We start from the raw sequence: 18619 nt of genomic DNA, 5'->3' as shown, positions 1-18619 counted from the left end.
CGTCAATACTGGCGCGTCAGTTGACCATGATTGTGTGCTCAGCGACGGGGTGCATATCTCGCCAGGCGCGCGCCTCGGCGGCGGGGTTTTTGTCGGCGCGCGCACGTGGATTGGGATTGGCGCTGTTGTGCGTGAGTATAAATCAATCGGCGCTGATGTAATGATTGGCGCGGGTGCAGCTGTGTGCCGTGATGTGCCAAACGGCGCACGAATGGGCGGTGTCCCCGCCAAGGAATTTTAACACAAGGAGCGCCGGAATCTTTTGCAGATTTTGGCCCGCTTTCGCAGAGTGAAAGCGAACACCCGGAACAACAGGTGCGAATATGCTCAACGGTCCGTTCTCTCCATGGCCCTCTTTCACCGTCGAGGAGGCTAACGCTGTTCGTGACGTGATCCTGTCTGGCAAGGTCAATTACTGGACCGGCCAGATCGGACGCGCGTTTGAGACAGAGTTTGCTGCCTTCGCAGGCACGAACCACGCCATTGCACTGGCCAATGGCACTGTAGCGCTAGATCTTGCTCTGCAAGGGCTGGGCATCGGGCGCGCTTATGGCGGCGCTGAGAGTGATGAGGTGATTGTCACCCCGCGTAGTTTCATCGCCTCTGCATCAAGCGTTGTGAACGCAGGCGCACGTGCTGTATTTGCTGATGTAGACAGGGACAGCCAGAACATAACACCTGCCACAGTCGCGCCAATGATCACCGAGAACACCCGCGCCATTATCTGTGTTCATCTGGCCGGCTGGCCCTGCGACATGGAGGGACTCCGTGCCCTGGCAGAGCCGCGTGGTATCAAGCTAATCGAGGATTGCGCGCAGTCCCACGGCGCAGCCCTGCATGGGAAGTCCGTGGGTGGTCTGGGCGATGTGGCTGCCTGGTCTTTCTGTCAGGACAAGATCATGACCACCGGTGGCGAAGGCGGCATGGTCACCTGCAACGACGACGCGCTTTGGCGGCGCATGTGGGCATTCAAGGATCACGGAAAAAGCTGGGAAGCGGTCTATGAGCGCGAGCATGCCCCAGGGTTTCGCTGGCTGCATGAAAGCATAGGCACCAATTGGCGTTTGACCGAAGCTCAATCGGCCTTAGGTCGCATTCAGCTGGCGCGCATGCCCGATTGGCACGCCGCGCGTGCGCGCAATGCCGCCGTGATCATGGAGGCCGCCCGCAGCAATCCCCTCTTCCGAGTGCCTGAGATCCCCAACTCTGTCACGCATGCCTGGTACAAGGCCTATGTATTTGTGAATGGCGATGCCGCGCTCCGTGATCGCGTGATGGCCGAGATCTCTGCGCAGGGCGTGCCCTGCTTCTCCGGCTCCTGCTCGGAAATCTATCGTGAAAAAGCCTTTGGCGGTCTGCCTGAGCGTCTGCCCGTGGCTCAGGAACTGGGAGACACCAGCCTGATGTTCCTTGTGCATCCAACGCTTACGGAGGCAGAGCTCGAGAAGACGGCTGCTGCGATCCGCTCGGCCCGTTAAAGTACCTGCGTCCTAGGGAGATGATTGCCGTCTATCGGCGCGTTTCAGTCAAAGCGCGCACGGCGGCAGCATCGCCTGCCTGCACTGACTTGCCCGCAGATTTTATCCAGAAGCGTTTGCAAGTCCAGAGATTGAGACGGTTGCAGATTGTGGTCGAAGGAGCATACCCTTCTGGGGTGTCTCGCCACCGGCACCCAACTTTGAGGACGTCAATGATGCCGGAGAGCACTCTGCGATGACCGGCCCAACGAGCGTCACCCATGTCTCTTGGCAGAAGCGGATTGATTGCTATCCATTGATCATCCGACAGCCAAAACAGGCGTCCCGTACAAGCTTCCAAATTAGTAATTTGGAACATCGAATCTGATTTGAGAATTCATATCAGATTCGATGAGTTCTGACTCTAGAAGAGACCGGCCGCGCTCACCTCGGAAGCGAAAGAGCTAAAAACGTCATCCGTTTAGCGCGACACGGACTGCATTAACGATCTGGATCTGGTCTTCTTCGGAGAGGTGGGGGCTCATTGGCAGGCTTACTACTTCGCTGGCAACCCGATCGCCAGTTGGCAACTGCGCTTCTGGGTCAGCAACTGCGGGCTGCTTATTGAGTGGGATGGGGTAATGCACTGCGGTGGGAATGCCTGCCTGTTTGAGGCTTTCCTGCAAGGCTTCCCGGCTGGGCGTGCGGATGGTGTATTGCGCCCAGGCGCTCCGGTTGAAACTCTCGACGAACGGAGTTGTGGTCACGCCTGCAGCGTTCAAAAGACTGTCATAGCGTTCGGCCACTACCTGACGTGCAACAAGCTCGGTGTCGAGATGGGCGAGCTTTGGCAGCAGCACTGCAGCCTGAATCGTATCGAGCCGGCTGTTCACGCCGATGCGAATGTGGTGGTAGCGGCGATCTTGGCCATGGCGGGCGATTTGCCGGATTATTTTGGCCAGCTCGTCGTCATTGGTGAAAACTGCTCCGCCGTCACCGTAACACCCCAACGGCTTTGAGGGGAAGAAACTGGCACAGGCGATCAGACTGAGATTGCAGCTCTTGCGGCCCTTATAGGTCGCGCCGAAGCTCTGAGCCGCATCCTCGATGACCGGCAGACCGTGACGGGCGGCAATCTCGTTGATCGCATCGAAATCCGCACACTGACCATAGAGGCTGACCGGGATAATCGCCTTGGTGCGCGGCGTGATGGCAGCCTCAAGACACGCCGGATCAAGATTGTAGGTGCGAGGATCGACGTCGACATAGACCGGCTTGGCGCCCAAAAGCGCAGCGGATTCTGCCGTCGCGATGTAGGTAAAGCCAGGGGTTATGACCTCATCGCCCGGCCCAATTCCGAGCGCCATCTGAGCGATCTGAAGCGCATCGGTTCCATTGGCAACGGTGATGCAATACTTGGCCCCTACATAAGCTGCAAGTTTCTCCTCGAGTTCAGCGACCTCGGGTCCGAGAATGTACTGACCATGTTCGAGCACTCGGTGAATCCCCGCGTCGATCTCTGCTTTCAGAAGCTCGTACTGGGTCTTGAGATCAATGAACTGCATTTTCGTGCCCTCACAACTTCCTAACGCGGCCGTCTTGCAAGACATATGTATCGCCCGTGTGGGGACAGACCGTCCGTCCCGTTCCGGTCAGAGGTAGATCCAGCCGTTCACCGAATTCGCTCATCCAGCCTACCTGACGTCCCGGAACGCCAACCATCAGAGCATAGTCGGGCACATCCCGATTGATAACGGCGCCTGCGCCGACAAACGCAAAGGCTCCGATCGTGGTGCCACAGACAATGGTGCAATTGGCCCCGAGCGTAGCGCCACGGCAGACCCTTGTGCTGCGGTATTCGCTCTTACGCTCAATCAGCGATCGCGGATTGTATACATTCGTGAACACCATACTTGGACCACAGAACACCCCCTCTTCAAGGGTGACGTTCTCATAGACCGAGACATTGTTCTGGATCTTGCACCTGTCGCCTATCACGGTCCGGTTGGCAACGAACACGTTCTGGCCCAGCGAAACGCCGCAGCCGATAACCGCGCCGCTACAGACATGGACGAAATGCCAGATCCGCGATCCGTCACCGATCTGGGCTCCCTCGTCTATGATAGCACTGGGATGGACCTGGACACTCACCGCAAGCGCCTCACGAAGGGGTGAACCGCCGATCCACCTTGCTGGATCGGAGCTGTGCGGATTTCCTCAACCGTCTCGATGCAGTGACGGGCGTCGGACAGACCGTAACCGCGGCCCGCCAGAATCTCCTCGTAGCTGACCGTGTGAAGGTCGGTAAAGCCTTCCGAGAACTCAAGCTGCTCGCCGCTGATATCGATGTTGCGGTAGGTCGGCTTCTTTCCCTTGACTTCATCGGGAAGGTCGTCGGCATCAATCGACAGGAACCAGATCACCCGCGCGCGCTCATACTCGAGATAACCGGCTGCCTTGCTCTCGGAAGCATAGTGAACAACGTTCTGCTGCAGATTGCCGAAAATGAAGTGCAGCATGTCGTAAAAATGCACGCCTATATTGGTCGCCACGCCAAAGGATTTGCGCGGATCGCCCTTCCAACTTTCCATGTACCATTTGCCGCGGCTGGTGATGTAGGTCAGATCCACGTCGAATTTTTTGTCCGCGGGCGCGGCAGCGACCTTTTCGCGCAGCTTGAGGATAGCGGCGTGATGGCGCAGCTGAAGAATGTTGAATACACGCTGTCCGGTTTCGCCTTCCACCAGAGCCAGTTCATCCATAAGTGCCGATGTTGGAACCAGTGGCTTCTCGCAGATGACATCGCATCCCAGGCGCAGTCCAGCCGCAATGTGAGCATGGTGCAGATAGTTCGGGCTGCACACGCTGACATAATCGAGCCTTGTCGCCGGGTCACGTCTCAAGACATGCGCATGTTCATGGAAGCGCTCGAACTCGGTGTAGAATTCACTCTGCGGAGAAATGCTGTCGATCACACCAACAGAATCATTAATATCGTAGGCGACCGCAAGGCGGTTTCCGGTATCCTTTATGGCCCGCATATGACGGGGGGCGATGTAACCGGCAGCCCCAATGAGCGCAAAATTCTTCATTTTCAATTCCTAAAGACGAAATACGGTGAAGCCCTGGTCAGCAAGAAGCGTGCGATCATAAAGGCTTTTCAGATCCGCTATCACAGGTGTTGGGGCAGGGCGGCAATAAGACCTCAGAACAGCCGGATCGAGCTGGCGGTACTCGTTGTGACCAACGGCCACGACCAGGCTGTCGACCTGGGCATCGGGGGACAGTTCGGACAGCTCATAGCCATATTCGTGTTTAACCTCCTCGGGCAGCGCCCAAGGATCACACACCACGACCTTCACATTCCAGCTTTCCAGTTCGCGAATGAGATCAACAACCTTGGAATTACGGATATCAGGACAGTTTTCCTTGAAGGTGAGCCCGAGAACGCCAACGGTGCTGCGGGCTACGTCAATTCCGTTCTGCAACATCCGGCGTACAACTGAGCGCGCGGCATATCGCGCCATGTTGTCATTGATCCTGCGTCCGGCGAGAATAACCTGGGGGTTATAGCCCAGCATCTCAGCCTTGTGGGTGAGATAATAGGGGTCGACGCCGATGCAGTGCCCACCGACCATTCCCGGACGGAATGGCAGGAAGTTCCATTTGCTCCCGGCCGCCTCAAGCACCTCAAGCGTGTCGATGTTCATTCGGTCAAAGACTACCGACAGCTCGTTGACAAAAGCGATGTTGAGATCGCGTTGGCTATTTTCGATCACCTTTGCGGCCTCAGCAACACGGATCGAACTGGCCTTCCAGGTCCCGGCCTCGATGATGGATGAATAAAGGTCATCTACGGCGTCAGCCACCTCGGGTGTACTTCCCGACGTGATCTTGCGGATCTTGGTCAAGGTGTTGACTTTGTCGCCCGGGTTGATGCGTTCGGGACTGTAGCCACAGTAGAAGTCAACATTGAATTTCAGGCCACTGGCCTCTTCGAGCACGGGGACGCATACTTCTTCGGTGGCGCCAGGGAAAACGGTCGATTCGTAAATGACGACATCGCCAACCTTTAGCGCGGCTCCAATGGTCCTGCTCGCTTTCTGCAGTGCCGTGAGATCCGGGCGGTTTGCGCCGTCGATCGGGGTCGGCACAGTCACGATGAAGATCGTTGAATCATTCAGATCAGCCGGATCAGACGAGAACGACAGAGCTTTGGCCTGCGCCAAAGCATCTGGATCCACCTCTCTTGTACTGTCTTTACCAGCCTTAAGCTCTCCTACGCGAGTTTCATTTACATCAAATCCTAAAACCGGACGATGCTTACCAAACTCAACAGCCAGTGGCAGGCCAACGTAGCCCAAACCAACAACTGAGATTTTTCCAATCAACTTTTTCAACAGTAATAGCTCCAGTTTCTCTTCCAGGCCTCAGCGTTGAATACATATCAAACTACGTCTATGACCAGTATATTTAAAATTCAAGGGCCTCGCAACAGTAACCAATGAATTCGGATTTTATGGGCTGGCATGTGGACAATAAGTTCATTTTTATTGGGTTGCAAACGCTCTATAGAAGGTGATCCGGCAAAATCAGACGCTTTGAACCGCACGGGTTTGCTGGTGGCTGTGACCTGCTGCCGTGAATCCGGGCCATGCTGAGCTGGTGTTTTCCACTTATGTTCTCTGAGGGCTGGAACAGGAGAATTTGATGAAATCTTGAAGTCTTCGGAAGCGCAGACCGTGTTCATTTTGAAGAAAATGGAGAAGTGCGTCCCAACCGGGAAGATTTGCCTCTATCCTTGACTTTTTGCAAATAGCTAAACAGACCGAAAGCTGCAAAATCGAGAACTTCAACGGCAAATTCCGAGCTGTGACGATGTGCTGTCGATGCAGGAGGATAAACTTAGAGACTATAACGAGATCCCGCCACATAGAGCGATCGGCGACAAGATGCCGGATCGCTCACGAGCGGCTCATCGTCACCCATCTAAATGAGTCCTAACCCCGGAAATTTCCAGCTCCCGCTAGCCGAAATGAGGGTAGCACATCAGTATGTTCGACATGAATCCAGTCAACAATCCTGCTTGAGCTGACGTAACCCGAGACGAGCTCGCTCATCAGCGCGCGGATGGCTGCAACGTCGTTCTGGCGGACAATGTGGTCCAGTTCGGCCAGCTTCGCCTCAAGCTCCATCCAGGGCAGAAAATGCTCATGCGCCTTCATGATACGCGGATGAGATGTCTTTGCCGGATTGTCACCGATCAACAGCTCTTCATAGAGCTTCTCGGCCGGGCGAAGGCCGGTGATTTGAATCTCGATATCACCATCCTCATTCTCCTCGTCCTTCACGGTGAGGCCGGAAAGCTCGATCATCTTCCGGGCAAGATCAATGATGCGAACGGGATCACCCATATCGAGAACGAAAACATCGCCGCCGGATGACATGGCCCCAGCCTGAAGCACAAGCTGGGCCGCTTCAGGCACAGTCATGAAGTAGCGGGTAATTTCGGGATGGGTGAGCGTGATGGGGCCGCCGTCCCGGATCTGCTGGCGGAACTTCGGCACCACGGAGCCGGAGGAGCCCAGCACATTGCCGAATCTGACCATGGAGTAAGTGGTTGTGCGCGAGGTCTGTGCAAAGGCCTGCAGAACCATTTCCGCCAGCCGCTTGCTCGCGCCCATGATATTCGTCGGGCGCACGGCCTTGTCGGTGCTGATGAGCACGAAATCGGAAACACCTGCCTCCTGCGCCGCCTTTGCGACACACAGCGTTCCGAACACATTATTGCGGATGCCCTCCGAGGGATTATGCTCCACCAGCGGCACATGCTTGTAGGCGGCGGCGTGATAGACGGTCTCGGGAGAGAAGGATTTCATGATCAGCTGCATGCGCTGGGGATCAGCAACGGAAGCAAGAAGCGGGATCAGATTGATTCCTATGTCCCGGTACTTCTGCTCCAGTTCCTGATGAATATTGTACAGCGCGAACTCGCTCTGTTCGACGAGCAGCAGCCGCGCGGGACCTGCCGCCATGATCTGGCGGCAAAGCTCGCTGCCGATCGACCCGCCTGCGCCCGTAACCAGAACCGTTTTGCCTGCGATGTTCTTGGCCAGCAGAACCGGATCCGGCGAAATTGGCTCCCGTCCGAGAAGGTCATCGATATCCAGATCCTGAAGATCTGAAATGGCAACACGGCCCCGCGCAAGGTCAGCGACGCTCGGCAATGTACGCACAGCCACGCCCCGGCCCCGCAAACGGCTGATGATCTCATTCCGGCGGGCGCGGGCAAGATTGGGAACGGCAAGCAGCACATGAGCGATATCATGTGTTTCCACCAGACTCTCGAGGCTGTCGGGCGAATGGACCGGCAAGCCGTTGAGAAGCTTCCGGTGCAGCATCGGATCATCATCCAGAAAACCGATGACCTTCATCTCGGGGCTGTTTGTCAGGGCAAGGGCCAGCTGATGGCCAAGGCGGCTTGCCCCGTAGATAAGCACCTTGGGCCGGCTCGACAGTCGCAGGATGCTGTTATAATGGCCGCCAAGCCAGAACCGGGCGAGAAGCCTGGAGCCGCCAATGAAAATGCAAAGCAGCAAGGGCTGGATGATGCCAACCGTGCGTGGAACATTCGGCAGGCTGACAGCTGTGAAAAGCGCCGCATAAAGAATGCCGTAGATGCCAATGGCACGCGTCACAGCCATCAGGGCGGGCAGGCCGCTGTAGCGGAAAATGGCCCGATAGAGTCCGGTCACCACAAAAATGGGGAGAGCGAGGCCGACGGAAGCAATGGCCGCCCACAGGGCGTTGCCTGTCAGGGGCACAAAGTCTCCCAGCCGCAGGAAGAAGGCAAGCCACACTGTGAGCACGCAAATTCCGGCATCGGCCAGAAGCGCAATGACGCGCTTGGCGCTGCGGGGCAGCGCAAGAATTGGCCCTACGATCTGATCCATCTGCATCAGTGACATTTTAGCTGCTCAATAACCGTCAAAGCTTCCGGAAGCTGCGGATATCACGTCAGCACAACAGCGTACAGTGAAATAGGCGCACACAACTTTTGATACTCACCGCATCGCGCGATTCCCCAGAGCACAAAGCCCTTCACCGTTCCTTCGTCTCTCGCACCGGCAGAGGGCGCTGTTCCTCGATGGCTTCCATGGCGAAGTAGGACGTGACGCTGTCGAGTTCGACGCCGGAGATCAGGCGGCGGTAGACGGCGTCATAGCTGGCCATGTCGCGGGTGACGACTTTCAGCATGTAGTCGTAGTCACCGCCAATGCGGAAGAAGTCGATGACTTCCGGGATCTGCACCACATGGCGGCGGAAGACCTCCAGCCATTCCGCCGAATGATGCCGCGTGCGGATCATCACGAAGACGACCAGATCAAGGCCCAGCCGGGTGCGGTCGAGCTGCACCGTCTGACCGGTGATCACGCCCTCCTTCTTCAATGCCTGAATGCGGTTCCAACAAGCATTGGGGGAGAGATTGACCTTCTCAGACAGCTCGCGCTGGGTGAGGCTTCCATCCTCCTGCAGCGCCTTGAGGATGGCCTTGTTGAACTGATCAATCATCATGCGCCTTCTTCGAACGGATTCATGGCTATGAGGTGCGATGATGTGAAATATGGGAACAATTCTCAAGCCTGATCGCATAATTTTCGACGCATCAGTCTTTTTCCATTGGAACCATCCCATGCCGATGAGCCTAGAAGCCTTCCAGAGCCGCCTTCGCACCGCCAGGACCGTCGAGGCGCTGCGCGCCGGATTGATCGGGGAGGGGGCGGAGATCGAGGGGCTTTCGGCCCGCGCAAGATCACCTATGCGGACTATACCGCTTCGGGCCGGGCGCTGCGGCAGGTGGAGGAATTCATCCTCACCGAAGTTCTGCCGTACTATGCCAACAGCCACACGGAAGCCTCCTATTGCGGGGCGCGGATGACCACGCTGCGCCGAGAAGCGCGGGCAGAAATCGCCCGCTGCACCGGTGCGGATGAAAACTACACAGTGATCTTCACCGGTTCCGGTGCAACGGCGGGCATCAACCGTGCGCTCAGCCTGTTCGGCTTTTGCGCCTTGGGACAGGAAGCTGGCCGCGCTGCCGTTCTCATCGGCCCCTATGAGCATCACTCTAACATCCTGCCCTGGCGCGAATGCGGCGCGGAGGTGGTCGAGATCCCGGAGGCGCCAGAGGGGGGCCGGACATGAATGTGCTGGAGGCCGAGCTGCTGCGCCTCAAGGACCGGCCACTGGTGCTGGGCGCCTTCTCGGCAGCCTCCAACGTGACGGGTATCCTCACGGATGTGGATGCGGTGACCCGGTTGCTGAAGCGCCACGGTGCGCTGTCGCTTTGGGACTACGCGGGCGGAGGGCCCTATCTGCCCATCGCCATGGCGCCTGAAGCAGACTGTGCCAAGGATGCGGTGGTGGTGTCGCCGCACAAGTTTCCCGGCGGGCCGGGGGCCTCGGGCATCCTGATCATCCGCAATGCGGCGGTGCGTGCCAGCAAGCCCACATGGCCGGGTGGGGGAACGGTATCCTTCGTCTCGCCCTGGGGGCATGACTATTCCGCCTCACTGGCAGCGCGCGAGGAAGCTGGCACGCCGAATGTGCTGGGGGATATCCGAGCCGGGCTCGCCTTTGCCGTGAAGGAGGCGGTGGGCTGCGATTTCATCCTCGCCCGTGACAAGGAACTGGCCCGCATAGCCTTCGAGGCCTGGGACAGACATCCTGCCCTGCGCATTCTGGCGGCGGATCAACGAAACCGCCTGCCCATTTTCGCTTTTCAGGTTCTGGATCAGCAGCGAACGCCGGTTCATCCGCAGCTTTTCACCCGGATGCTTTCTGATTTTTATGGCATTCAGGCTCGTGGCGGCTGCGCCTGCGCCGGGCCTTATGCCCACCGGCTGCTGGATATCTCGCCGGAGCGCTCGCAGAGCCTGCGCGCGTCAATCCAGGCCGGGGACGAGATCGAGAAGCCCGGCTGGACGCGGCTCAATTTCAGCTATCTGATGAGCGATGAAACCGCCCGCTTCATTCATCAGTCGGTGGCGGAACTGGCGGCGGATGCGGGTGAGCGGGCGAAGCTTTATGTGGCTGACACGCGCACGGCCCGTTTCCGTAAGGCGGGCTGAAGGCTCGCTTATCGGGTGGCGCAGCAGAAGGGCCGGGGTTAGGGTCAGGATCTGACATTCACCGGACTTGCCGTTGCCATGACCCAGCTTTTTGACCTGAACCTTGCCGGACGCGAGGCGGCTGCCGTTCCCGAGACGGGGGAGGCGGCCGCGCGCGACTATGCTATCGTCCGCCAGACGCTGGAGCGCATCTCGGATACCTGGCGGGATCAGCCGGCGCTGGAGGATCTCGCCCGGGAGGCGGGGCTTCAGCCAATCCAGCTGCAGCGGGTGTTCTCGCGCTGGGCCGGACTGACGCCCAAGCAGTTCCTGCAGGCAATCACGCTGGACCATGCCCGTGACCTTTTGCGCGATGCAGCCAGCATTCTGGAGACCTCCTATGAGGTGGGGCTGTCCGGGCCCGGGCGGCTGCATGATCTGTTCGTCACCCACGAGGCGATGACGCCGGGCGACTACCGCAACCGTGGAGCCGGCCTCACCATCCGCTACGGCTTTCATCCCTGCCCCTTCGGCCAGGTGCTGATCATGGCGACGGACCGGGGGCTTGCCGGACTTGCCTTTGCCGATGAGGGTGATGAAGCCTCTGCCTTTGCCGACATGTCCGGCCGCTGGCCTGCTGCGGCTTTCGTGGAAGATGACGTGGCAACAGCGCCCTATGCGGCGCGGGTGTTTGATCCGTCGAGCTGGTCTGAGGAAACACCGCTCAAGGTCATTTTCATCGGCAGTGACTTCGAGATCCGCGTCTGGCGCACCCTGCTGAAGATCCCCATGGGCAAGGCGACCACCTATTCCGATATTGCCCGCAGTCTCGGCAAACCCAGCGCGGCTCGGGCCGTGGGCTCCGCGGTGGGGCGCAACCCGATTTCCTTTGTGGTGCCCTGCCACCGGGTGCTGGGGCGCACCGGCGGGCTCTGCGGCTATCACTGGGGCCTGACGCGCAAACGCGCCATCCTCGGCTGGGAAGCCGGCATCACCGGCATGGGAGTTTGAAAGGGGAGCCTGAATGGCTGCTGAGTGAGGCAAGTGAAAAGCCTAAAATTCGAAAGGCTTTTTCAAGGGATTGCACTGCAAGCTTGTGTCCGGCTGTGCCCGCAGAACTTTGGCGGGCCTTCATCAGGATCAGGTCTGCTGCGCAGGCCGCTGGGGACAGGGCATGCGACCGCAATCGGCAGACGGAAACGGCAGCAAAGCTGAAGCGGAAGCGGGCCTGCAGGCGCAACAGCCGGACGGCCCTGAGCGCCCGGAGGGGCAGAAGCGTCCGCAAAGCCCGAAAGACGCAAAGCGTCCGCCGAAGGGGAAGGCCGGTCAGCCCGGATCTGCGCCGGAAGAGCCGGATGCCCTGACCCGCGCCGGGCGCAGGTTCGGTCACGAGCGGGTTCTTACACTTGCCGCAGGTATCGGCATTCTGGCGCTTATTGCTGCCTTTTGCTGCTTGGCGGCGGCCCATATGAGCGGCTCCTGGCACTGGCCCTCGGTTTTGCCGCTGGCGGGCTTTCGATCGCCTGTATGATCCATGACGACCGCCACCGCTTGCAGACCGCACTCGGCACCGCAGCGGTGGAAACCCACCGGCTGAACCAGCGCATCGAAGAGCTGGAAGATGCCGCCTGGGAGCTGCGTGAATCCGACGAGCGCCATGCCAGCATTCTCCATGCGCTGGGCGATGTGGTCATCCGCCGTGACATGGAAGAGAACGTCATCTACGCCAATCCCGCCGCTGGAAGCCTGTTCTGGCCTGAGCAGAGCCCGCGCCCCGGCGAAAAGCTGGAGCTGCCCTTGGCGGAAACGCCGGAGGATCTGCTGAGCGCAGAAGCCACCGGGGTCTTCGGGGACATCCTGCTCGACACCCGTGAGGGGCCGCGCTGGTTCTCCCGTATCGACGTGACAGTGCGCGAAGGGCCGCGTGGAACGCCTGTGCTGCAAACCGTTTTGCGTGATGTGACCGCACGGCGCAAGATGGAAGAGGAGCTTCTGGCCGCCCGCCAGAATGCCGAAAGCGCCAGCGAAGCCAAGTCCCGCTTTCTGGCTACCGTCAGCCATGAGGTGCGCACGCCGCTCAACGGCATTCTGGGCATGGCGGCGCTCCTGTCCGACACGCATCTCACCCATGAGCAGAGAGCCTATGTGCGGGCGCTGGAAACCTCTGGCGAAACGCTGCTGCTGCTCATTGACGAGCTTCTGGACTTCTCTCGCGCCGAAGCCGGCAAGCTGACGATCCAGCCCGGACCAGTGGATCTGGAGAGCCTTGCCGAGCATGTGGTGGAGCTGCTGGCGCCGCGTGCCCATGCCAAGGGGCTGGAGATCGGTTTCACCGCCGATCCGGCAATCCCCGCATTGTCACGGCTGATGCCAACCGGTTGCGGCAGATCCTGTTCAATCTGGCTGGCAACGGCATCAAGTTTACCGAAGAAGGCGGCGTCCTCATCAGTCTCGCCATTGCGCCGCAGGGCAGCGGCAGCCTGCTGACGCTGGAAGTCCGGGACACGGGCATCGGCTTTTCGGCTTCGGATGCCGAGCGGCTTTTCGGTGAATTTGAGCAAGTGGACCACGGTCCGGCCCGGCGCTTTGGCGGAACAGGGCTTGGCCTTGCCATCGTTCGCCGGCTCGCAGGACTGATGGATGGCACGGTTGAGGCGCTGGCGGAGGAGGGCAAGGGTGCACTGTTCCGCATCTGCCTGCCGTTGCCGGAAGCTCCCGATGCTGCGCCAAGGGCCGGGGAGGGCCTCGCAAGCCTTGAAAACCGGCGGGTGGTCATTGTCTCGCAAGGGGTGATCGAGGGCGAAGCGCTGGCGCTGCAGTTTACGGGACACGGCGCCAGAGTGCAGATCGTGCAGCCGGGAGATGACACGCTGGCCGACGCACTGCCCCATGCAGACCTTGTGCTGCTGGAACATGGCGCGGTTGCCGATGGCGCGGGCTGGCTGGCCACGGCCCGTGCAGCGGGCTGCGCGGCTCCGGCCATTGTCCTGGTCACCCCACAAGAGCGGGACCGGCTGGACCGGCTGCGTGAGGCCGGCTTCTCCGCCTATCTTGTGCGGCCCGTGCGCGGGCGCACGCTCCGCCGCATTATTGCCAGCCTCATGGGGGAAGGCGGCGAGACATTGGCCTGGGAGGCGGCTGTGGACCTGCCGCCGGAGCGCATTCCGGGCGCACCGCACCGCCTTGCCCCGGCCCGGCCACTGCGGCTGCTGCTGGCGGAGGATAATGACATCAACCGTCTTCTGGGCGAAGCGCTGCTGCGCAAGCTCGGGCATGAAGTGACGGTGGTTCCTGATGGCCTGGAAGCCTGGCGTGCGGCCAGCGAACAGACCTTCGATGCCATCCTGATGGACCTGCACATGCCGGGACTCGACGGGTTGGATGCCATGGCCCAGATCCGCGAGATCGAGACCGCCCGCGGACGCCCGCATGTGCCAGTGATGATCGTCACCGCGGACGTGATGCCGGCCGCTCGTGACCGTGCGCGGGCGAGCGGAGTTGCCGGTTTCCTCACAAAACCGCTGTCCCGCGAAGCCGTTGAAGAGGCGTTGGAAAATCTGCCATCCCGGACATAGTGCCGCTCCCGGTTTGTTACCATGACGAAATATTGTGAACGCTGGCCGTTGTCATGCTAGTGTTGGAAAACTATGGTCTACGGCAAGATCAGGATTTCGCCGGTTAAAGGGATGAGAATCGCTGCAGCGGCGTAGCAACCTGACAGGACAAACGAGGCCTGCGGCACCGGTTTCGCAGGGCCCCCGGTGGGAAACAACCGAGGCAGATAGGGGACCGAATCTCGATGATGCGGCCAGGTCTATTTTCTCCGCGCAAGCTTGTGCAGAAGTTCGTGCCCATGATGGGTGAACAGAGCATTTCCGCGCGTTTCTTTCCCGGCTTTGCAAAGCCCTTGCATGGTGAAGCAGGTCCTGTAGGTGATGTTTCCCTTGGCCGCGTGGGCTCGCTGGAAGTGCGTCTCGCCCGCACCGCGCGTGAGGTGAAGAAGGCGCAGCGCCTGCGCTATCACGTCTTCTACGAGGAAATGTCTGCCATTGCCGATGCGCAGACCCTTGCTGCCCGCCGCGACATGGATGCCTTTGATGCCATCTGCGATCACCTGCTGGTCGTTGATCACGCCTCGATGAAGCGCAACAAGCTGGGGCGCCTGCAGCCGCAGATCGTCGGCACCTACCGCCTGCTGCGCCAGGAAGTGGCAGAAGCACACGGCGGCTTCTATACCGCCAGCGAATTTGACATCCAGCCGCTGGTCGATGCCAATCCGGGCCTGCGCTTTCTGGAGCTGGGCCGCTCCTGCGTGCTCAAGCCCTACCGCAACAAGCGTACGGTCGAACTGCTGTGGCACGGCATCTGGGCCTATGTGATCCGTCACCGCATCGACGTGATGATCGGCTGTGCCTCCATCGAGGGCACAGATCCTGACCGGATCGCCGGGCAACTCTCCTTCCTGCATCACCACGCGCGTGCGCCGGGTCCTGGCGCGTGCGCGCCGTGGCGGACCGCTATGTCGAGATGAACCGTATCCCCCGCGAGGAGCTCAATGAAAAGGCCACCTTGCGCGAGCTACCACCGTTGGTGAAGGGCTATCTGCGCCTTGGCGCCTATATTGGCGACGGCGCCGTGGTCGATTACCAGTTTGGCACCACGGACATTCTCATCGTGCTGCCCGTTTCCCAGATGAACGAACGCTATGTGAACCACTACGGCGCGGATGCATCACGCTACGCCAGCTGAGCCTGTCCACATACGTCTCCCGAACACCGGCCGCTGCCTCATTGAGGCAGCGGTTTTTGTTTGCGCTGGGGCTTCATGGCGGGGGGCATCGCCTTGTGGACACTCCAACGGCGGCGCTCAAGGCTTAACGCCGCCTTAAACCAGCCGGTCTAGTTTGATGCAGAATGCCTGTGCTCTCCGCGCAGGCCCGCAGAGCGACGAGAGGCACATGGCACGCCGCCCGGCAGGCAGCAATCGGATTGAACCGGCGTTTGGCTCTGCCAGCGGCGATCTTTACGATGTGCGCCCGGGAACCGGTGAGCGTGCAGCAGGTGCCCCGCCCAAGCGGACAAGGCGCCCGCGAGCCGATGATGCCGCCGATGCCCCGCCCCCCGCCGCAAGCGCCCCGCAAAGGCTGGCGGCAAGGACAAGGCGAAAAAGAAGGCCCGGCGCAGCCGTGCCCGCTCGTCCAATCCGCTGTTCTGGCTGATCCGCAAGCTGTTTTACTGGGGCTTCGTACTCGCCATCTGGGGCGGCATCGCTGCCACTGGTGTTGTGGTCTATTACGCCGCCCACCTGCCTCCCACCTCCGAATGGAAGGTTCCGGCCCGTCCGCCCAATGTGAAGATCGTTGCCACCACCGGCGAGCTTCTGGCCAACCGTGGAGATACGGGCGGTGAGGCCGTGCGGCTGGAGCAGCTTCCAGCCTATCTGCCGCAGGCGGTCATTGCGATTGAGGACCGGCGCTTCGAATCCCACTTTGGGCTGGACCCGATTGGGCTCGCTCGTGCCTTTGCCATCAACATGACGTCTGGCCATCTGGTGCAGGGCGGCTCCACACTGACCCAGCAGCTGGCAAAGAACCTGTTCCTTGAGCCCGACCGCACCTTGAAGCGCAAGGTGCAGGAGGTCGTGCTGTCGCTGTGGCTGGAAGCCAAATACTCCAAGGAAGAGATCCTGGAGATGTATCTCAACCGCGTCTATCTGGGTGCGGGTGCCTATGGCGTGGATGCCGCCGCGCGGCGCTACTTCGGCAAGTCGGCAAGGCTTGTCACCCTGCAGGAAGCGGCCGTTCTTGCGGGATTGCTGAAGGCGCCCAGCCGCTATGCTCCCACACGCAATCCTGAGCTGGCGTTTGAGCGTTCCAAGGTGGTGCTCGCCGCCATGCGCGATGCCGGGTTCATTGATGCGGCGACCGCCCGGACGGCCATGAACGAGCCCGCCCATGTGGTCAGCGACAGAAACACGGCCAGCGCCAATTATGTCGCTGACTGGGTGATGGATCTGCTGCCGCAGTTTGCCGGTTCCATTGACAGCGACATCATCGTCGACACCACCATTGATCCGGCGATGCAGCAGGCAGCTGAAGCGGCACTTGTGACTGCGCTCAACGCTCATGGCCGGGAACTGGGCGTCTCGCAGGGCGCCGTCGTCATCATGGACACGGCAGGTGCCGTGCGGGCGATGGTTGGCGGACGGGATTACCAGAAAAGCCAGTTCAACCGTGCCACAAATGCCCGGCGTCAACCCGGCTCCGCCTTCAAGCCTTTCGTCTATCTGACAGCACTGGAAAGCGGCCTGACACCGGATACGATCCGCCGGGACGAGCCCTTCTCCCTCAAGGGCTGGCGGCCACAGAACTATACCAAGCAGTATTATGGCGATGTCACGCTGACTGATGCGCTGGCCATGTCGCTCAACACCGTCGCAGCACGGCTCGCGGTGGAAACAGGGCCCGGCAAGGTGGTCAAGGTGGCGCAGCGGATGGGCATCAAGTCATCGTTGGCCGCCAATCCGTCTCTGGCACTTGGCACTTCGGAAGTGACGCCGCTGGAAATCACAGCCGCTTACGTGCCCTTCTCCAATGGAGGGTATGGCGTGGTGCCTCATGTCATCCGCCGCATCCGCACTGTGGAAGGCCGCACCCTCTACGCCCGGCAGGGCGATGGTGCGGGCAAGGTGATCGACGGGCTTCATCTGGCCCAGATGAACCACATGATGGCGCAGACGCTGGTGACCGGCACTGGCAAGAAGGCGATGCTGGCAGATCAGCGCCCTGCAGGCGGTAAGACGGGCACCAGCCAGGATTTCCGCGATGCCTGGTTCATCGGCTACACCGGCAATCTGACGGCCACCGTCTGGCTCGGCAATGACGACAACAGTCCAACAAAGAAAGCGACGGGTGGCTCACTGCCGGCCGAAATCTGGAAGGCGGCGATGGACAAGGCGCATGCCGGTCTGCCCGTGGCAGGCCTGCCGGGCGTGGCCGAACAGCTGCCGCAGGACTATGGCCCCGTGCCCACCGACAATGCCCCGCTTCCCCCGGCCGATGTGGGGGCCGATGGCCGTGTGATTCCGCCGCCGCCCTCGGAAGGCGGGCCGCTCGGCTTCATTGGCAGGCTCTTCGGCGGCTGATCAGCCGAACAGGTGCAGCTTGCCGCCCTCCTCCTTCAGCCACTGGCGCGCCTGCGGCGTATGCGGGGCAAGCTGGCGGCAAAGTGCCCAGAAGCGGTCGGAGTGGTTCATTTCCCGCAAGTGCGCCACCTCATGGGCGGCGACATAATCCAGGATTTCCGGCGGGGCGAGGATCAGCCGCCACGAGAACGACAGCCGCCCGTTCGACGCGCAGGAGCCCCAGCGGCTTCGGGTGTCGCGCAGGGAGATGGCCGAGGCTTTTACCCCTAGCGCCGCTGTGTGCCGGGCCACAGCCGCTTCGATATCTTCCCGTGCCTGCCGTTTCAGCCAGTCCGCCACCTTCCGGCCCGTGTGCTCTGGCGCGCCGGGCACGTTGAGCACCGCATTGCCGTCCGCATCAAGACCTGCCGTCACCAGACCGCGCAGGCGTCCCGAGGGCTCGATCCGGTGCCAGATGCCCCGGACGGGAACAACCGACCCGGCAGCAAAGGGTGTCGTCTGCGGCAGAGCGGCGAGCTTTTCTTCCAGCCAGCCGATGTGTTTTTCAGCAAAGCGCTGGGCGGTGGCGAGCGAGCCTCCCTTCGGGATGGTCAGCACCGGGCCGGACTGGTCATGCGGCAGGCGCAACAGATAGCGGCGCGCCCGCGGATCAGGCCGCAGGCGCACGGCAATCTCGCCGCCGCTCAGCGCCAGCATGATGTGATCAGGCAGAACAGGCCGCCGCAGCCGTGAGAACATTCCGCTTCCCTGCAAGGCCGCAGACGCATGCTGCGGAAGATGATTCGAACCTGTCAGAGGGTATCCGGTTTTGCGGGCAGAGGGAGCCGCTTGCAGGCGGGGAACCACGCCCTGCAAAACGGCGAAAGCGGCGCAAGCTGCGCCGCTTCCCGCGTGGCTGCCGTAACTGAC

General features: G+C 60.6%; 15 protein-coding genes and 2 pseudogenes. 9 read left to right on the top strand and 8 right to left on the bottom strand.

The window, feature by feature from the left end; all coding sequences use genetic code 11:
• Positions 1-323 precede the first annotated feature (323 nt).
• Positions 324-1478: a DegT/DnrJ/EryC1/StrS family aminotransferase gene (locus ACQB61_RS18740; protein ID WP_430513853.1), complete on the top strand. Its 1155-nt coding sequence runs from the start codon at positions 324-326 to the stop codon at positions 1476-1478.
• 106 nt (positions 1479-1584) lie between these two features.
• On the opposite strand, the pseudogene ACQB61_RS18735 reads toward ACQB61_RS18740, so the two are convergent.
• From ACQB61_RS18735 to ACQB61_RS18705, 7 genes and pseudogenes are all read right to left on the bottom strand, one after another.
• A pseudogene (locus ACQB61_RS18735) lies at positions 1585-1836 on the bottom strand (transposase); the annotation flags it as partial.
• Between the two features lie 94 nt (positions 1837-1930).
• Positions 1931-3022 carry a DegT/DnrJ/EryC1/StrS family aminotransferase gene (locus ACQB61_RS18730; RefSeq protein WP_430513852.1) on the bottom strand — a complete coding sequence of 364 codons (1092 nt, stop codon included), beginning with the start codon at positions 3020-3022 and terminating at the stop codon, positions 1931-1933.
• Positions 3023-3032: 10 nt separating this feature from the next.
• Entirely contained in the window at positions 3033-3608 is a 576-nt protein-coding gene (locus ACQB61_RS18725) for an acyltransferase (RefSeq protein WP_430513851.1), read from the bottom strand.
• Positions 3605-4549 carry a Gfo/Idh/MocA family oxidoreductase gene (locus tag ACQB61_RS18720; protein ID WP_430513850.1) on the bottom strand — a complete coding sequence of 315 codons (945 nt, stop codon included), beginning with the start codon at positions 4547-4549 and terminating at the stop codon, positions 3605-3607. The genes ACQB61_RS18725 and ACQB61_RS18720 overlap by 4 nt, the downstream gene beginning before the upstream one ends.
• Before the next feature lie 9 nt (positions 4550-4558).
• Positions 4559-5857: a nucleotide sugar dehydrogenase gene (locus tag ACQB61_RS18715; protein WP_430513849.1), complete on the bottom strand. Its 1299-nt coding sequence runs from the start codon at positions 5855-5857 to the stop codon at positions 4559-4561.
• 600 nt (positions 5858-6457) lie between these two features.
• Positions 6458-8416 (bottom strand): polysaccharide biosynthesis protein, encoded by a 1959-nt coding sequence (locus tag ACQB61_RS18710; RefSeq protein WP_430514416.1) that lies wholly within the window; start codon positions 8414-8416, stop codon positions 6458-6460.
• Between the two features lie 142 nt (positions 8417-8558).
• The gene (locus ACQB61_RS18705; RefSeq protein WP_430513848.1) at positions 8559-9032 is read right to left on the bottom strand and encodes an Lrp/AsnC family transcriptional regulator; all 474 of its coding nucleotides are present in this window, start codon (positions 9030-9032) and stop codon (positions 8559-8561) included.
• A 105-nt stretch (positions 9033-9137) separates the two neighbouring features.
• Here ACQB61_RS18705 and ACQB61_RS18700 point away from each other — a divergent pair, with 105 nt between their 5' ends.
• The 8 genes and pseudogenes from ACQB61_RS18700 to ACQB61_RS18665 all read left to right on the top strand — a co-directional run bounded on the left by ACQB61_RS18700 (position 9138) and on the right by ACQB61_RS18665 (position 17710).
• Positions 9138-9662, top strand: coding sequence for an aminotransferase class V-fold PLP-dependent enzyme (locus ACQB61_RS18700; protein WP_430513847.1), 525 nt, complete (start codon positions 9138-9140; stop codon positions 9660-9662).
• Positions 9659-10588 (top strand): aminotransferase class V-fold PLP-dependent enzyme, encoded by a 930-nt coding sequence (locus tag ACQB61_RS18695; RefSeq protein ID WP_430513846.1) that lies wholly within the window; start codon positions 9659-9661, stop codon positions 10586-10588. Before ACQB61_RS18700 ends, ACQB61_RS18695 begins: the two co-directional genes overlap by 4 nt.
• A gap of 78 nt (positions 10589-10666) precedes the next feature.
• Entirely contained in the window at positions 10667-11578 is a 912-nt protein-coding gene (locus ACQB61_RS18690; protein WP_430513845.1) for a methylated-DNA--[protein]-cysteine S-methyltransferase, read from the top strand.
• Positions 11579-11741: 163 nt separating this feature from the next.
• Positions 11742-12098 (top strand): hypothetical protein, encoded by a 357-nt coding sequence (locus tag ACQB61_RS18685; protein ID WP_430513844.1) that lies wholly within the window; start codon positions 11742-11744, stop codon positions 12096-12098.
• Entirely contained in the window at positions 12095-13054 is a 960-nt protein-coding gene (locus ACQB61_RS18680) for a histidine kinase dimerization/phospho-acceptor domain-containing protein (protein WP_430513843.1), read from the top strand. Before ACQB61_RS18685 ends, ACQB61_RS18680 begins: the two co-directional genes overlap by 4 nt.
• The gene (locus ACQB61_RS18675) at positions 12946-14142 is read left to right on the top strand and encodes a response regulator (RefSeq protein ID WP_430513842.1); all 1197 of its coding nucleotides are present in this window, start codon (positions 12946-12948) and stop codon (positions 14140-14142) included. The genes ACQB61_RS18680 and ACQB61_RS18675 overlap by 109 nt, the downstream gene beginning before the upstream one ends.
• A 278-nt stretch (positions 14143-14420) precedes the next feature.
• A pseudogene (locus ACQB61_RS18670) lies at positions 14421-15316 on the top strand (GNAT family N-acetyltransferase).
• 534 nt (positions 15317-15850) lie between these two features.
• Positions 15851-17710 (top strand): transglycosylase domain-containing protein, encoded by a 1860-nt coding sequence (locus ACQB61_RS18665; RefSeq protein WP_430513841.1) that lies wholly within the window; start codon positions 15851-15853, stop codon positions 17708-17710.
• On the opposite strand, the gene ACQB61_RS18660 is transcribed toward ACQB61_RS18665, so the two are convergent.
• Positions 17711-18448 carry a M48 family metallopeptidase gene (locus ACQB61_RS18660; RefSeq protein WP_430513840.1) on the bottom strand — a complete coding sequence of 246 codons (738 nt, stop codon included), beginning with the start codon at positions 18446-18448 and terminating at the stop codon, positions 17711-17713.
• Positions 18449-18619 lie beyond the last annotated feature (171 nt).

This window comes from Pannonibacter phragmitetus (genome assembly GCF_050510895.1).
Taxonomy (GTDB): domain Bacteria; phylum Pseudomonadota; class Alphaproteobacteria; order Rhizobiales; family Stappiaceae; genus Pannonibacter; species Pannonibacter phragmitetus_B.
The sequence above is the reverse complement of the archived record's forward strand: the minus strand, read 5'-3'. Positions and strand labels throughout refer to the sequence as shown.

Bases quoted from the DNA above. Each gene is read 5' to 3' on its own strand.
- ACQB61_RS18705 (WP_430513848.1), bottom strand. From the start codon at position 9,032: ATGATGATTGATCAGTTCAACAAGGCCATCCTCAAGGCGCTGCAGGAG.
- ACQB61_RS18730 (WP_430513852.1), bottom strand. From the start codon at position 3,022: ATGCAGTTCATTGATCTCAAGACCCAGTACGAGCTTCTGAAAGCAGAG.
- ACQB61_RS18710 (WP_430514416.1), bottom strand. From the start codon at position 8,416: ATGCAGATGGATCAGATCGTAGGGCCAATTCTTGCGCTGCCCCGCAGC.
- ACQB61_RS18690 (WP_430513845.1), top strand. From the start codon at position 10,667: ATGACCCAGCTTTTTGACCTGAACCTTGCCGGACGCGAGGCGGCTGCC.
- ACQB61_RS18695 (WP_430513846.1), top strand. From the start codon at position 9,659: ATGAATGTGCTGGAGGCCGAGCTGCTGCGCCTCAAGGACCGGCCACTG.
- ACQB61_RS18685 (WP_430513844.1), top strand. From the start codon at position 11,742: ATGCGACCGCAATCGGCAGACGGAAACGGCAGCAAAGCTGAAGCGGAA.
- ACQB61_RS18680 (WP_430513843.1), top strand. From the start codon at position 12,095: ATGATCCATGACGACCGCCACCGCTTGCAGACCGCACTCGGCACCGCA.
- ACQB61_RS18720 (WP_430513850.1), bottom strand. From the start codon at position 4,549: ATGAAGAATTTTGCGCTCATTGGGGCTGCCGGTTACATCGCCCCCCGT.
- ACQB61_RS18660 (WP_430513840.1), bottom strand. From the start codon at position 18,448: ATGTTCTCACGGCTGCGGCGGCCTGTTCTGCCTGATCACATCATGCTG.
- ACQB61_RS18740 (WP_430513853.1), top strand. From the start codon at position 324: ATGCTCAACGGTCCGTTCTCTCCATGGCCCTCTTTCACCGTCGAGGAG.